Origin of the sequence: Vibrio sp. SCSIO 43155 (assembly GCF_023716605.1) — a bacterium.
In the GTDB taxonomy this organism is placed as follows: Bacteria; Pseudomonadota; Gammaproteobacteria; order Enterobacterales; family Vibrionaceae; genus Vibrio; species Vibrio harveyi.
This window is the reverse complement of record NZ_CP071852.1, coordinates 1031610-1047649: the sequence shown is the minus strand read 5'-3', so window position 1 is coordinate 1047649 and position 16040 is coordinate 1031610. Positions and strand designations below refer to the sequence as shown.

Sequence of the window (16040 nt, the reverse complement as noted above, 5' to 3'; positions counted from 1 at the left end):
CAGTCAGCTCACAATGGCGCGCATTTTACGAGAAATTGAATTGTCTGTCATACTAAATCCAAGTTGCGCGGCGGAATTAACGTAGCGAATGTTGAATTTTGCCTTGGGATGAGTATTATCCCCATTCTTCAATTTTGACTAACTTAAGAGCTGATTATCATGGCGTTTGTCGTAACCGATAACTGTATCCAATGTAAATACACTGACTGTGTCGCGGTATGCCCTGCTGATGCCTTCCACGAAGGTCCAAACTTTATGGTAATCAACCCGATTGAATGCATCGATTGTGGCTTGTGCGTGGATGAATGTGCCGCAGCCGCCATCTTCCAAGAAGACGAGCTACCAGAAGATCAAGTAATCTACAAAGAGCTCAACGCAGAACTTGCAGAAATCTGGCCGGTACAAACTGAAGTGAAGCCAGCAATGGATGAAGCAGAAAAGTGGAACGGCGTGCCAAATAAATTGGACATACTAGAAAAATAAGCGCATTAAAACGAAAAAAGCGTAATGAACCTCAACTTGAAAAAGTCTGGCTCGTTACGCTTTTTTTGTATCTATGATTCGTTGCTGCGATTAGCTGTGTTGACGACGCATGTTGTCGAGAATAATACCTGTCGCCATTGCTACGTTTAGAGACTCTGCACCACCAAATGCTGGAATAGTAATCTTGTCAGTCACAAATTTAGACGCCGCTTCACGCACACCATGAGATTCGCTGCCCATCAACAAAATACCGTCTGCTGAGAATTCCGTTTTGTGCACGCTCTCGCCTTCAAGAAAAGCACCATACACAGGCAAGTTTGCCTCTTCTAAGTAGCTTGGTAAATCCACTAGGCTAACTTGCACACGACCAAAGCTACCCATGGTTGCGCTGATGGTTTTTGGGTTGTATGGGTCGGCACAATCCGTACTCGCGATGATGTGCTCGATACCATACCAGTCTGCTACGCGAATGATCGTACCTAGGTTCCCCGGATCAGATACGCCATCCAACGCAATCATCAAGCCTTTTGCCTGAGGTACGGTTACGTTTGGAATTTCAACCACAGCAATGGCTGCGTTATTGCTGACCAGGGTACTTGCCTTGGTTAAGTCATCAAGTGACGCTTCAATACATTCGAAACCGTTTAGTTCTTGGCTGTGCTGCTCTAGAAACTCAGCAGTCGCAAAAATCTGCTTTACCGTGAGCGAGCTGTTCGCTAACTCCAGTACGTTCTTTTCACCTTGAACCAGAAATAAGCCGTGCGCTTTACGCTGCTTCTTTTGACCTAAAGCACGCAGCAGTTTTAGTTGGTTTTTTGAAATCATGAAAATATCCCAGATGAAAGTTGGTGAAGTACCAGATGAAAACGGGGGGATTATAGAGTAAACCTTCGCACAGCTAAAGAGATGCCTTGCTTGAGAGAAAAGAAAAGCCCGCCAAGCTATCACTCTCGGCGGGCTTTAGGTCTCTGTCACTTCCCTATACTGCAAGAATCGACATCACCATACTTAAACGACTTTGGTTTTCGTCATCTCTTTGATACCAGACAAAATGAACGTTGGCAGTGAAGACACTAATATCACACCAAATAGGTGACCAGCACTCAGCGCCTCGGTATTAAAGATAAGCTGACCAAGACTCGTGTAAATAACGCCAAGAGACAGCATTGCTGATACTGCGACTGCCCCCAGTAGGTATTTGTTGGTGAATGGGTTCTTACGATATAGCGAGTTAAACGTACGCGAATCAAACAAGTGCCATAACTGGGCAAAAATCAACATTGCGAATGCCATTGTCTGTGCATATTGAGCGCTTTGACCGCTACTCAATGCCCAGTTGAACGCCAAATAACTCATTCCGCCTAATGCTAAACCACGCGTCACAATACGTGTACCGAGATGGTCGCTGAAGAAACTTTCGTTACGCTTGCGCGGCTTACGTTCCATCAAGTCTTTCTCTTCTGGCTCAACACCCAACGCCAAAGCAGGCAAGCCGTCAGAGACTAGGTTAATCCAAAGAATCATCAATGGCGTGAGTGGTAGAATCGCCTCAGGTCCCATCATCAAGAAAGCAAATAAGATAACCGACACTTCACCCACGTTCGCTGTCAGTGCTTGGCGAATGAACTTACGCAAGTTATCGAAGATCTGACGTCCTTGGCGCACGGCTTTCACGATCGTACTGAAGTTGTCATCCAGAAGGATCAAATCACCTGAATCTTTGGCCACCGAAGTACCGGTAATACCCATCGCAACACCAATGTCAGCTCGACGAAGGGCAGGTGCGTCATTAACGCCATCACCCGTCATCGCTGCCACTTCATTATTGTGTTGCTGAGCTTGAACAATACGCAGCTTGTGTTCTGGCGTCACGCGGGCAAAGACTGCCACTTCCGGGCAAATCTTACGCAATGCCTCATCGTCCATTTCATCCAGTTGTGCTCCCGTTATAACCAAGTCTTTTTCACTGCGGATAATGCCGATTTCGCGTGCAATTGCCGCTGCAGTGAGTGCATGGTCACCCGTGATCATTACCGTGCGAACGCCAGCGTTGTAACAACTCTCTACTGCATCTCGAACCTCTGGACGCGGTGGGTCCATGATTCCATACAAACCAAGCACGGTCACATCTTTCTCTAGCTCAGCAGGATCACGCTTTAGGTCATCCTCTGTCAGCTCTTTGTAACCCACCGCCAAAGTACGAAGCGCTTGCTCTGCGAAGTCCTGAATTGCCGCTTCATAATTCGCGATGACCTCTTCTGCTGGACTTGCCGCTAACGCAAGGCTACCTGTCGACATGGTTGGAGCTGTTGGTAGCTCACCACCATCAACCATAAAACCAGAGGCATTACGCAACACCACATCTGGCGCACCTTTGATAGCAAGGAAGTGCTTACCATCAGGTCCTTTAACAATCACTGACGCCATCTTACGTGCAGAGTCGAATGGGAACTTCTCGACGATAGAGTAACCGCCTGTTGATAGCATGTCTGATTGTTCCAGACCCGCTTTTGCCGCGGCAACAATCAGCGCACCCTCGGTTGGGTTACCACGCACTGACGAATTATCACCATCTTTGATGTATTCCGCATCATTACACAGGGTCGCAACTACCAAGCCTTTCATCATTTCTGGGCTTTGCTTTGCATCAACCGTATGACCTAGAGGTTTGAATTCCCCCTCAGGGCTAAAGCCTTTGCCCGACACTTCCCAGTAACGACCACTTGCATCGTACGCTTTCATTACCTGCATTTGGTTTTGTGTCAGCGTACCGGTTTTATCCGAACAGATAACCGTGGTTGAACCGAGCGTTTCAATCGCAGAAAGCTGCTTCGCCAATGCGTTGTTCTTCACCATACGTGTTGAGCCCATGGTCAACACAATTGAAATAACCGTTGGTAGACCTTCTGGAATTGCTGCTACCGATAGAGAAATACCCGTGTTGAGGATTTCGAGCCAAGGCATACCATGGTAAAGACCGATACCACAAACCACAGCAACCACACCCAAAGCCGCAACCATCAAGGTCTTCGCGATGGTATCCATACGTTCTTGCATTGGTGTTTTGGTTTCTTCGGTGTTTGCCATCATATCCGCAATATGACCGACTTCCGTCTTCATGCCTGTGCTGACTACTACACCTAAGCCTGTACCTGTCGTCACAATCGTGGTCATAAAGCCCATATTACGCTGATCACCAAGACCAACGGTTTCGTCTTCAATCACCTTGACGATTTTATCAACCGGCTCAGACTCACCAGTAAGCGCAGCCTCATCTACTGCGAGACGGTTCGCTTCGATGATACGCACGTCCGCTGCGAGGATGTCACCCGTATTAATCTTTAGGATATCGCCTGGCACAATGTCACGCGCCAAGACATCAACCCATTCTCCATTGCGACGAACTTGTGCGGTTGGGGCTGCCATTTCTCGCAGTGCTTCCATGCCCTTCTGAGCTTTAAACTCTTGCCAAAATGCAATGATGGCATTGATGAATATGATCACAGTGATGGCAATCGCATCAACTAGGTGGCCAGTGAAGAAGGAAACAATCGCACCAATACCCAGAATGAAGATCAATGGGTTCTTAAATTGGTGTAGAAATAGCTCAAGCGCAGATTTGCCTTCTTGCTCTTGTAGCTCATTTTTGCCGTGTTCAGCCTGACGCTGTTCTACTTCTTCCGAAGTCAGACCTTGCTCAGTTGATACATTAAATTGAGTCAGTGTTTCTTCAACCGACTCAGTAAACCACTTTTTAGTCATGGGGGTCTCCAAAAAGCATTCAAGCGACATCAGTACAATTTCAAACTGATAAAAAGCATTCGCTGAATAGAATTGAGTTAAATCACCTCGCTCGTCACCTTTGCACCGTTTATTTTCATTTTGAATATTTATCAAGAATCTATTCAGTGTTATGTCAGCGAGTAAAAATAACCTACCCGAACCAATGAATACTTGTAATTAACTTTCAGCCCCGAAAAAGGCGAATGCGGACGAATCTTTGACCCCAATCAATCTCAATTTTATTTTGTCATACAAAAAATAAAACAAGTGTAAAAGATCATGAATAAGACCCCGAATAGACGGAAAATACACTTCATATTTCCCGAAAAGTGTAATTTTTCTACAGATTAATTTTCTTAAAGATTGCTAACAAATCTAACAAGCAGACAAACCATTCGAATAAACAGGAACGAGAAGATAAAAGAATTGCTAACAGAAAATAATGATGCGAGCACTGTAAGAATATAAAGCCTTGCATTCATCGGTAATGAATATTTATTTTCTGATCATATTCTGGGAAAAATGAATAACGCGGGGAAAAGCGCGACTTTAGATTCCTTACCATAGAATGAAGCTCGTCCATGTGTACCCAAGTAACCTCGAGATGCTTGGTTCAGCGAGAATGACTTGGTTTGAAGGCGAGGCAACAATTTGAAGATCTAGTGGTTCTAAATCGAAAATTGTTAACGAAGCATGCGAACCAAGGCAACTCGCCCTTCGGGAGCGTGTCACTGAAGCAACTTGGGTATAGGTACAGAAATCAGGGTATTGAATGGCTCTAAAGTGCAGAAGATAAAAACGAAAAAGCCTCGCTGTATAAGCGAGGCTTTTTGTCGCTAAAACCATAATGCGTCCAACCACATAGTTTAAACTCAACAAGTTACATATCGATTGAAACCATAATTTGTCAAGATTTAAAACCATAACATGTCCTTTTGGTCAGCTTCAACAAAAACACAGAGGTTAGGTGTAAGAAAGTTACACAATACTAGAAGCAGTCAAAATGTGGTTTCTAAAACAGTGGCAGTAAGTGTTCATCTCGTTACACTATTGGATGCGTTCTCTATCAAACCGGTGATGAGTGCAGAAGAATTTAGGGGGAAATAAAAACATCCCCCTTTATCACTAATATGCTTTAATTTCTCATATTATCTGATTATATGTAGTTGCCAATCTTATAAAAAGAGCGCGTTATTTATACTTATCACCTAACTTATAATCACTCAATTTAAAGAATTTAAACTCAGAGTCTTTGACGTACTTGTTGATTTTATTAACTATGCTTTCATGAATTAACAACCCGCCTCCTGCTACTTTATGAGGTCGTATAATTAGACGATTTTCTTGTGGGATAGCATCTAACACTTCATTCTTGAACTTATACTTTATGACCTCATGCCTACTGTCGTCAGGGGAGTAGTCGAGTATCTCACTACGCTCGAAATCAATACAGTCAAGGTTTTCATACGCATTAAAGAAGAAAAAATCTTCATGCCACTCTTCATCATCACCAATCAAAACAGCAGGGAACAATTGGAAGCCATTTATATTGAGCGGCAGTAATTTATCTGCAATCTCCTTAGATACTACAGGAAAAAAACTGTGGAGATTAAAGTCACTTACAATGAAAGGCATATCACCTTTTTCTGCATTAGTAAAGAATATAGGGCCATCACCAAAATCTAGTTTAGTGAAGCTGTAACGGCGACGTCCTGTATCCAATGATGCTTTTAAATGAAGATAAGTATCTCTAAATGGGATTTCAAATACCTTGTAGTATTGTTCTTCGTAACTATTCATATTCCCCTCTTTGGTGACCAACTTGTTCCAAAAGATATTTGAACTTCTGGAGTATAACCTTTGAATTCATCCCACTCCCCCCTGTGACCATTCTTTCCATTCTCACAAGGAGTTATAGATTTTGATAGCTCGCCTACTTTCCCACTGTTTGCGCACCCAATATAGATTTTGTTTTTCTTATTAAAATGCTCACTAACCTTTGTCAGTGGCAAGCTAAAGTTCAAAATCCTTTTTAATAGTTTCTCACTGATCGGATCCATGTGTTTTTTATGGATCTCTCTTTTCGGCTCTACGACTTCGGTGGTGCCATAACAAAGATAAATATCTTGAGCTATATCGACTAAATAGTCGATCACTTCACTATGGTAATTGGATGCTTTTATCTCTGAAAATTGATTACTTTTAAACGTATGCCCTGTCCTGTGAACTTGGATACCAAGGTGGCAAGCCCCTTTGTAGCTGGATGGTAAACCAACAAGGTTTGATAAGCTATTTATATTATAACCCTTATCTATAAGAGCTTCTTGCATATCTTTGTCAATTTCACTTAGTGCCTTCCCTGATATGAGGTGGTGAGTATCCATCTGAATGCCATTACAAAATGGATGTGCTTTTTTCTTATTATACTTATTCGCACTTTTAATCCATTCTTCTCGGTAGTCAGGTACCTTCTTACCATTAACTTTTTCTTTAGGATTTTTTTCTAAGTTTCCTCTTATTTCTTCACTCATTTTATTTCCTTTCTAGCTCACCACGATAAAGCTTTGGAGTACGGTGTTTGCTGCTTTTACACACTGTACACTTGCCTTTTCGCTTTTTACTCTCAACTTCTTTTGACAGCGTCATGTTTGCTCGGCCTTTGATGGTGTCCCCTTTACGTTTAGCCAATTTGTCCGCTAAGCCTTCCAGATCTCCCATGATTTTGCTCATTTCATCCAAGGTCTCACCAAAAGTATCGAGTGCTTTTTGAGCTCCGGCGATTTGTTTAGCACGTTTCCCCTTAACTACGAGCCTCGCGGCAGTGGAAGTAGCTCGAGCTGCGACACCTGCACCTAGAGTAAATAACCCTAACACGAGGTTCAGAACGACTTCTAGCAATACGTAGATACCTAGCTTACCGCCGTAATAGGTATAAAAGTTTGGTGGGATCGCATCCAATATCAGGACAACGTAAGCACTGTAAGTTATTGCTGATGAAGGATCTCGCATTACTGCCATGGCCTTCGGTAAAGCGCCCGTATCATCAATTTCTTTCGCCCACTCAGGAGCTATCTCTCTTAAGGCTGTGTCAATAAATGTTTGAAGTGCTCTCGCATCGTTTTCGGCAATATACTTCGGAAGCGCAATAATCTCTTCATGATATTTGGCAATCAACCGAGCACGTTCAACAGCATCCTCCGCGCCATCATAAAACTCTATTAGTTTCTCTTTTAACCGCTCACCATTATCTAACATCAGGTCACTCAGGGATTCCACACCATCTTCAAGTGCCTTTCCGAGCAAGTCAGTCACATCGTCGAATGACAATTCATTTACAGGTTTTGTTGTATTCGACAAATACCATCCTGCCCCTGCTCTTACTTGATCTTCAAGGGACTGCTTTATGAAATTGTGGGCTTCAGCAGCATAGACAACACCTGTATCTAACACTGATGCGCCAGCATCCCAAACAGTATTACCAAAGCTACTCCAGAAATCTTGACTAAACATGTCTGTGAAATCTTTGCCCCAGTCAACAATGCCATCATCAATACCGTCTGCCAAACTTGCAACACCACGCGTTTGCCACTGTAAAGCGAAGGGTTGCATTGCTTTGCAGACTTGGACATAAACGCTGTCTAGACGGCGTTCGATGAGCTCTCGTGTGTCCTTAATCTGACGCTCTATTCCGGGCTCACCAATTATCTCAACAGTAACGAGGTCAGTATTCGGCTTCAGATCATCAAAAGCAGCTACCCCACCTTGCTTCTCACTACTCTCTATAGCATGAATAGCGCTATCAGAGACGGTACTCTTATTTGGCAGCTTGTTGAGTGCTACCTGTTCAGCATGTACGACTGAATTCGTCTGTATGCGTATATTGTCAGCAAGGAAAGGGGTCTGCCATAGGTCATCATAAAAGAGCTGGACTTTAACCCACTTCTGCTCTTCTAAGTCGATTTTTAAAATCGCATTTATGACAACTTCAATATTCCCTGCCTCTGCTGAATACACGTTATCCGGTGCCTGAATGACTGAAACTTCAGAGGTATCATTCATCAAGCTTTCCGCTTTGGTTTGAAGACGCTCAAACGCGCTTGAAAGGTTATCGGACAGTTTTTTCGAGTAGGTATTTATCGTACTTACATGTGCGTCATAGATATCTGACGAGAGATACAGGTAGTTTAATCGGCTAGCCTCAGAGCTAAGTGATTCGAGACGCCCTTTTACTTTTGAAAGCACCGCTTCAAGCTGACTACTAAGCGCTTGCTTTGCACTTTGCCAGTCGTATTCTTGTAAGAACGTTTGTGGGTTCCCTTTCCCTCTTGCTCGCATGTATGCCAGCATTCGATCTGCTGTTTCATGTTTTGGTAAACGGAACAGAACCGAAAGTAATTCACCTTCCTCTAGAACCAAGGGTAAACCAAGAGAAAGAACACGATCCATACTCTCTTCAGACATGCTTTCAATCCCTGCTACTAAGGCTTCAGCAAAAATGCTGAATGAAAAGTCTGGATGACGCTGGAGAAAATGTGTTTTGACCTCTAAATCGACAATGTCTAAAAAATAACGATCGGCAGTTAGACTTGTCCCCATTGCTCCCCATCCTTCAGAGGGAGGAGCTATACGGTAGGGGTGCCAAAATGTTTGCTGACCTTGAGATGCTCTATCGAAAAAGTCTTCATCAGTTAGCGTCATCAAATAATGTGGATTATCAATTCGCACAACTTTAGGAACAAACGCATTCGTACTTTCTTTAGCCAAAATCTTAATTTGTCCCGGTTTTAAACCAGAGACTGTGCTTTTTCCAGAGTCATCAAAGTGCCCGCTCGTTAACACACTTCCTGATGGGTCGGTAATATCAAAGTCAGCATCTTTGAGCAGAATGCCGTCAGGATAGCGAGCTTTCACGTAAACCGTGTATGTCCCTTCTTCATCTTCTGTCACGCTGACAGCAGGGTTTTGAACGCCACCCAAACACATTGTGTTAGCTTTGTTCATTGTCATCTGATCAGAGAGGCGAGCGACGCCTTTTCCTTCAATCAGGACATCGGGAGAAGCTGAAATGAATTTTGCTTCCGCCTCGATAGTACCCGAGGCGACACCTTTTTTATCACCTGCTGCATCGCCAGTACTTTTTGCAAATGTGCTGCCTTTTAATGCAATGCTATTCCCACCGTCAGCGGTCACCGTTGTTGAACCGCCAGCTAAATCAGACGATTTAGCATTATTACCGTAAGGGATAGGTACGATGGGCTTCCCCACTTTTGTTAGACAGACATCTGGCAGTGTTGCATTTGCTTCGCCGCCCGAACCTTTATGGACAACACTGAGTCCATTTGCACTTATTGTTACTGCCATAATATGATCTACTCAGGATTAAGTGGATTAGTTGAGCTTTACTTTGGAGCCCTGAATCTTCTGAATTTTTTCAGCACTACTACTTACATGCTTAGCCGTTGTAGTAATACGCCCATCCGTCCCACTAAATTTAGTTTGTGCCTCGCTGGAACCAATAAGCACTTCTTCCTCTGCATGAAGTGTTATTTTCTTTGCTTTAACAACAAGCTCTTGTTCTTCCAGCAAAGATATGTAGATATCAACTAATGTTGGAATGGTGAGGTCTTCGGATAGAAAAGAGATACGGCAATCGAGTTTATTATCGATGGCCATAAAAATTTCTGACCGAGTAAAAGCACGGCCTAATGATGCCCAAATTGGTTGAGAAAATGGGTTATTCTCAAAATCTACTTTTACTCTATTCTTCTCTGGATGAACTTCCACTATCCAACCAATTCGAGAGCAGGGTTTTGAAGTGATGTTAAGGTTGTCTAGGGGTAGTTCTTGATTCATAGTCGACCTAGTACTTTTTTAGATCTAACTATTTTATCCCTGAGCGGTTTGAATAGGTAATGTGGAAATGAATAGTTACTACGATTGAAGTACGGACTTAAAAGACATTAGACCCAGACAATATAACTAAATTAGCCAGTAAATTGGTTTAATCGCGTGTGTTTTTCACTTTTCTATAGATTTATCTCGCACTCATAGTTGTGAATCAAATCACACAAGCGAGGTTGCGATGTCATCACTATAACTTGAGCGTAAAGAGTAACTTGTCAACCTTTACGCCTTTCCTCGTTCTCACACTTCAGTCTGTGCAAACATAACTCAAAACCCTCACTCATCACTACCTTCCCAACCAATATACCAGAGTAAAAGCGTTAACAAAGGCTATCAAATAATCCAGTTCTCTAATGAGCCACAAAGTTTGAATGGGTAAGAAAAAGTCAGATTATGATATTTCGATTCTGGAATTGCCCATCGAAATCGTCTAGCGAAAACACACTGAATGAATAACGACAGCTTAGAAAAGCTTTAATTGTCAGACCTTGTTTGTATGACAAACTTTTGATTCCCCTAACTGACATGACACTAATAAACAAAAAACCATCAAGCCTAAACTCGATGGTTTTTATTAACTGCTTGTTCAGCAGGTCGGTTGCTTTCTTCCTGACCTATTCTTAGCTGCCTATGCGGCAGGACACAAGAAGTTAAGGTTAGCATTTACCCCTAATGAATTCCTAGCTGCCTATGCGGCAGAACACCAAGGTTTTCGGTGAACTGAATAAACGCCCTCATTCTTAGCTGCCTACACGGCAGGACACTGTAGAATATAGTCTCTAAACATCTGATTCTGCATGCTTAACGTCACAATTCACCAAAATACCCTTTTTCTTCTTGCATCTGTAAGTCATTGTTTTTGAATCTCTAAAAAACAGCTTTAGAAAAAGGGTTAAAAACGTAACTCAGGTACCGTGCCTTTTCTTTCTTGATTGGTGGCTAAACCGTAGCTATTAAAGTTCGCTGCACCGCGCTCACTAACAAGCTCCTTTTGTACAAACAACATATAATCTTCCCCAGATGAACCGCTGCAGATTGGTATTCGATGGAAGCTATCGATGACACGCTCTTCGTTCGTTACTGGCAACGATGGTTCAAAACCAGATAGTTCGGCTCTCGCCATGCTACGTTTGATTCTGCGTTTCTTAGAACCTAAGAAGCTTTTCCCAATCGTTTGGTTACGGACAAACCTCACCTCAATCGCAGAGTCTGGCACTTCACAAACACTAGAAATCTCAAACAGACCTTCATTTACCATCAAAGAAAAATAGGGCTGAAAAGAGAGTCCAACCATCACCTCCTTATCGTCAGCAACAAAGGCGATGGTTTGACCAACTGTAACGTCACTCCAGTCGGGAAAGCTCACACCTATTTTATTCATGACTTGACGGTTATTGACCATAAACAAGTGCATTTGAGAGATACAACGCCCTGCTAACAGCTCATAGTCGGCTTGAACAGGGGTATAACGTATACAGAAGTAGTAACGCTTCGTCATAATCATCCTTACTTCGCTTTGGAACAATTGAAGAGACCACCCTTGATCAAGACCGACATAATAAAGTGCACGTCATTTGGGATGGTCTGAGAAGCTGTCATACTTTCGATCCAGTTCTCTGTATTTCTGAGCAGTTGATAGAAGTCATTTCCATGGGACACGTGTCGCCTTGCTATAACGTATTCTCGATCTGCCCCATATTCGTTCACTCTTAATGGTTTATCTGCGTTTTCATGCCACCAATCGTCAATCGATTGCAACGCTGCACCAATTTTTTGACCATGAAATGCAACAGTCTCCTCTCCGTTCAATAATTCGACAGTAGCTAACTGCCTAGTAGGAACACCATCTTCTCGGCTATCTAAAAACTCTTGGCTTGGGTAAACCTCATCCCCCCAACCAACTCCAATTTTAGCTTTGACATCCATATAGAAATATTCGGTTGGGTCAGACAGGGCTCGCATCAAATAGGCTGTGAGCTTTTCTAGGCATTCTGCTGACGCCTCATCCCAATGACCATACCAAGAAAGCTTTGTTGCGTTTTCTACAATCAAGGTTTGTGAATCACTGGTGGTCACTTCTATCGACAATTTTCGACACTCTCTGTTTCTCCAAAGCCAACTACCAAGCAGAATGTTCTTCGCGTATCGTAGAGCAAGTTCCTGATACCCATTGAGCTCTTGATATGTTTTAGCAAGTAACGAAAGTTTAGAACGCACTTCATCATCAATACAGGTATCTGGAGTTAGAGAGTTGGCTCGAATTCGAAGGGGGAATGCACAGTAGATATCATCAACACCAGGTTTGACATAACACTCTTCGATGAACTGAGGATTGGAGTAAGCTAAATCTTGTGGAGCAACATTCTTTTCTACAAACTTGCCCCCTTTGTATGCTTCTGCATAACCACCTTTTGGTGCGCGCAACCTAGTTCTATCAATTTCAAGGGGGCACATCTCACCACTTTTAGATAGATAGTAGAAATATGCTTTGCCAGCAGAGAGTGATCGAACGTAGTTCAGCTGAGTGCAAAGTTCCATAAACGATTAATCCCTATAGTTTTTTATAAGAATAGTTTCGCTACTGCATTCTATCGACCAAAAGGCATGGTTGAAAAAGTGATCTCTTCCACTAAAACGTACTTCTATCGGATTCACTTTCTTAGCTAACCCTATCGCATTCTCTGCATAGGCGTGACAATCGGTGATCGAGTTGCACCGTTTAGTTGGACGTTCTAACAAATGGTAGCCAATAGAAACTGGCAAATTATTAGCGTCTTTCGTTATTAAATGCTCTAGGTCATCAAAGTCACTCGGCTGGTTGTCACTTGGATATAACCAGCGCCCGTAGGCTGGCAAACCTTTTATGACATGGAAAAGCTCGCTCCTACTGGTAAACGTCCTTAGCCACTCAATCTGCGTCGAGAGCTGTGGTTGGTATAACGCCCCTCCGGCGAAAGCAACGGGAAGTGCCGTTTTAAGCGCAGCCTTAAAATCTGAAATTCGGCTTTCACTATGAACTCTAATAACTAAGTCTATTTCTAGGTCCGCCAATCGTTCACTACGAATGGTAGGTCGTTTCGCGTTCGAAACCGTTCTAGCTTTAGCAACCGAGTTAGGCTCGGTAAGCTTCGCGGTCGATTGAATGTTCTCGCTTCGGACATAAAAAGAGAAACTCGAAAATTCAAACAGGGAATCACAATTAACTAGCTTATTGAACTCCCTTTGATAACGGTGCATGACCCCCCAAATAGCCGTCAAAGAAGGAGCACCACACAAATAAGGGCTGCTCATTGCGACAGCATCTTGCACTTTCATTGATGACAAATAGATATACTGCTCGCCCGTTACCTTATCTGCATTACCAGTAGGTTTACTGAGCTGTTCGAGAATCCATACAATTTGGGCTTTAACGAGCTGCATAAGCTTAGGGTGATAGGCAAACTTGGCAGCATACTTATTATTCTGAAACGTAAGATGTAAACGGCGATTAAACTCACTGGCTAAGGAGCCTAGGTCCGATTCTGGTAGCGCCAGAAAGGCTTGAGCTAAAGTGTCATCATGTTCCAATTGCTGTTGATTAGGATCAGCATCAACGATATCTCTTAACTCAATTAAAGGAAGCATCCAAAGGGCTATCTGCTTTCGCAATATCTTACTTCTAACCTTGCGAGCACTCTCTCTTTGCTTCTGTGTTTTTGATGGTTCTGATCCAATTAAGTGGTTTAACACCTGACAAATTTTGGCGTTAGTTACCTGATAATCATCAAAGTAGTGACCACTCTTTTTTCGACTTTCAGGTAACTCCACCTCTCGCTGGTTTGACGTCTAGCGGGTAGTTTAGGGCTTTCATATTCCCACCTAAACTGCCACACAAGTTCCCAATACTTGCAGAATTTGGCAGTGACGAAGACACAAAGCTAAGCTTACTTTCTCGATTTCTCGATCTCACTTCTAACTCGCTCTGAATGGCATGGCTGACCACTGGGGTCAACGAAATATAATTATCCCCCCATGGAAACCGTAGCTGCTTACTGTAAGAACTGACGCTATCGGGAAAATGATTATCAGGGAGTTGCTCTTCAATTGTATGTTTTAAGCGAGCAAGTGACTTAGCACTTAGACCGAATTCGTTGAGCAACTCAATCCAAATGGAGCTTTCTTGCTTGATAAGTGAAAGGATGCATACGGGCTGTGATTGCCAACTAAAAGGATTCAATAACCACAATGTGTGACGATATACCGCAGAGTTATGCGCCCACCCCAAGCGCTGCTCTAATACTCCGCTTGAAATGAATACCTCGGTTGTCGTAAGAGGCTGCGCGACTATCCGCTGATCTTTAACTCGGCAGTCTGGAAACTTGAGATTATGAGTGTGGAACCATTTAATTTCATCAAGGGACGCTTCTAAGTTCTCAGTCGCTTTTAAATGCCTTTTAGCTCGGGCAACATCCAACCAATCCGAGCACCTATCTGATTGATGGCTTGAACTGAGATTAAGCAAAATCGTTAACGCTTCTTTTTCAAACCCTTCAACACAGACATCTTCTGTATAAGGCATGAACATCTTCTTTAGCGTAACCTGCTTTACTGCTTCGTCTTCAATTGCTAATAAGTCACTTAATTTCGTCATAATTACCACTCAGGCAGATATACACTTAAACCATCACTTTCAGAGCTCATTCGAGTCAGCTTTGTTTCGATGGCACTTCTTAAAGTAAACGCCGATTCATGACTCGCTATCTTTGTATGCATTCGCGGCCTGATAGCGGCTTTAATCTCACCAAACTCATACAACCGATACACTTCATCGGTGGTGCAAGAAAGCAATGTAGAAGCTTCTATGGGGCTGAGCAGTACATCACCGATATTTCCTTTGGCGCTTGAGGGCACTGTTGCCATTAGCTTTGTAAAGTAAGCTAACACCTGTGCAAGCACGATATTGTGACTCAACTGCCGACTGGGTAACTGACGACAATCTTTAAGCAGATCGCCAAAGGCTTCATTGAAAAACACCTTCTTCCAATCTTTTACTCGAACAAGTTCTGCCTTCTCTTTCAAGGTATCGAGGTCTTGCCATAGCGCCGTTGGCCAAGCGCTACAGTATTCAACTAATGACTCAAAACTGAGGTCATCGATATCACCATAGCGATTTACATACCAAAGAAAAAAACCATAGCGCTCAGATAATGTCATTTCCCCCGTTAACAATCCCAAGGGTTTTGAATCATTTCTTGACAACCATCGAGCGACCAACACCTCAGCCTCTGGCGCATCCTCTACAGGCGAGTTTCAGAGCTCAAAACCACATTCACATTGGCTAATACTCTCGGTACTTTGATATTCAAGTCTCGACTTACACTCAGGACAGTGATGAACCAGTTTACAGCCATGATGTTCACAAGCTTGGTGAGAGATAAGTTGCCACTGCTGGCGAATGTAGGGTGCTTCGTCAATACACAGAGGGCAAATAGGCGTGAAGCGTTTGCGAACAAAAGCATAAGGGTAGTCAACACCAAACCTATGAACAGCTTTGTATTGCGGAGAGAATTGAGCTTTAGAATGTGATAGCGCTAGGCGCAATACACCGAAGTTGTTGAGCCTTAATTGGGTCTCAAGGTGGATAAGAACCCGCACTCGCATTTGGCTTGTGGTTTGAGCGTGGTAGATATTGACTCGGTTGAGTTCTAAGGGAAAGGCACCAGCAATCGCTTCATGCTGATCCATCGTGTCAAACCAGATATCTTCGGCAAAATGAGAAAATCGCTCGTAACCTTGCTCTTGCGACAAGCGCAACAAGAAGCTTTCGAGCGATTCGTCAGGGTAAAGTTGAATGTCCGTTTTCACATGTCACCACTAAAACTTAGAATATC

The 16040-nt window shown here is 43.2% G+C and carries 9 protein-coding genes and 2 pseudogenes; 1 reads left to right on the top strand and 10 read right to left on the bottom strand.

All coding sequences use genetic code 11. The features are described 5' to 3' along the window. Positions 1 to 159 precede the first annotated feature (159 nt). Positions 160 to 483 (top strand): ferredoxin FdxA, encoded by a 324-nt coding sequence (gene fdxA, locus J4N44_RS04865; protein ID WP_252044905.1) that lies wholly within the window; start codon positions 160 to 162, stop codon positions 481 to 483. 90 nt (positions 484 to 573) lie between these two features. On the opposite strand, the gene J4N44_RS04860 is transcribed toward fdxA, so the two are convergent. The 10 genes and pseudogenes from J4N44_RS04860 to J4N44_RS04815 form a co-directional block, all read right to left on the bottom strand. Beyond that, positions 574 to 1308, bottom strand: coding sequence for an RNA methyltransferase (locus J4N44_RS04860; protein ID WP_005446638.1), 735 nt, complete (start codon positions 1306 to 1308; stop codon positions 574 to 576). Between the two features lie 183 nt (positions 1309 to 1491). Beyond that, positions 1492 to 4245 (bottom strand): cation-translocating P-type ATPase, encoded by a 2754-nt coding sequence (locus J4N44_RS04855; protein ID WP_047513164.1) that lies wholly within the window; start codon positions 4243 to 4245, stop codon positions 1492 to 1494. 1212 nt (positions 4246 to 5457) lie between these two features. Next, positions 5458 to 6066, bottom strand: coding sequence for an imm11 family protein (locus J4N44_RS04850; protein ID WP_104040164.1), 609 nt, complete (start codon positions 6064 to 6066; stop codon positions 5458 to 5460). Next, on the bottom strand, positions 6063 to 6797 hold the full coding sequence (locus J4N44_RS04845) for an AHH domain-containing protein (RefSeq protein ID WP_208443907.1): 735 nt from the start codon (positions 6795 to 6797) through the stop codon (positions 6063 to 6065). Before J4N44_RS04845 ends, J4N44_RS04850 begins: the two co-directional genes overlap by 4 nt. Position 6798: 1 nt before the next feature. Next, positions 6799 to 9627, bottom strand: coding sequence for a DUF4150 domain-containing protein (locus J4N44_RS04840; protein ID WP_252044904.1), 2829 nt, complete (start codon positions 9625 to 9627; stop codon positions 6799 to 6801). Positions 9628 to 9654: 27 nt separating this feature from the next. Next, positions 9655 to 10119 (bottom strand): hypothetical protein, encoded by a 465-nt coding sequence (locus tag J4N44_RS04835; protein WP_199483324.1) that lies wholly within the window; start codon positions 10117 to 10119, stop codon positions 9655 to 9657. 943 nt (positions 10120 to 11062) lie between these two features. Next, positions 11063 to 11668 carry a type I-F CRISPR-associated endoribonuclease Cas6/Csy4 gene (gene cas6f / locus J4N44_RS04830; RefSeq protein ID WP_252044903.1) on the bottom strand — a complete coding sequence of 202 codons (606 nt, stop codon included), beginning with the start codon at positions 11666 to 11668 and terminating at the stop codon, positions 11063 to 11065. An 8-nt stretch (positions 11669 to 11676) separates the two neighbouring features. Next, entirely contained in the window at positions 11677 to 12708 is a 1032-nt protein-coding gene (csy3, locus tag J4N44_RS04825; protein ID WP_208443904.1) for a type I-F CRISPR-associated protein Csy3, read from the bottom strand. Between the two features lie 6 nt (positions 12709 to 12714). Continuing rightward, positions 12715 to 14800: pseudogene (locus tag J4N44_RS04820) on the bottom strand (type I-F CRISPR-associated protein Csy2). Between the two features lie 2 nt (positions 14801 to 14802). Further along, positions 14803 to 16014, bottom strand: a pseudogene (locus J4N44_RS04815) (TniQ family protein). Between the last annotated feature and the right edge of the window lie 26 nt (positions 16015 to 16040).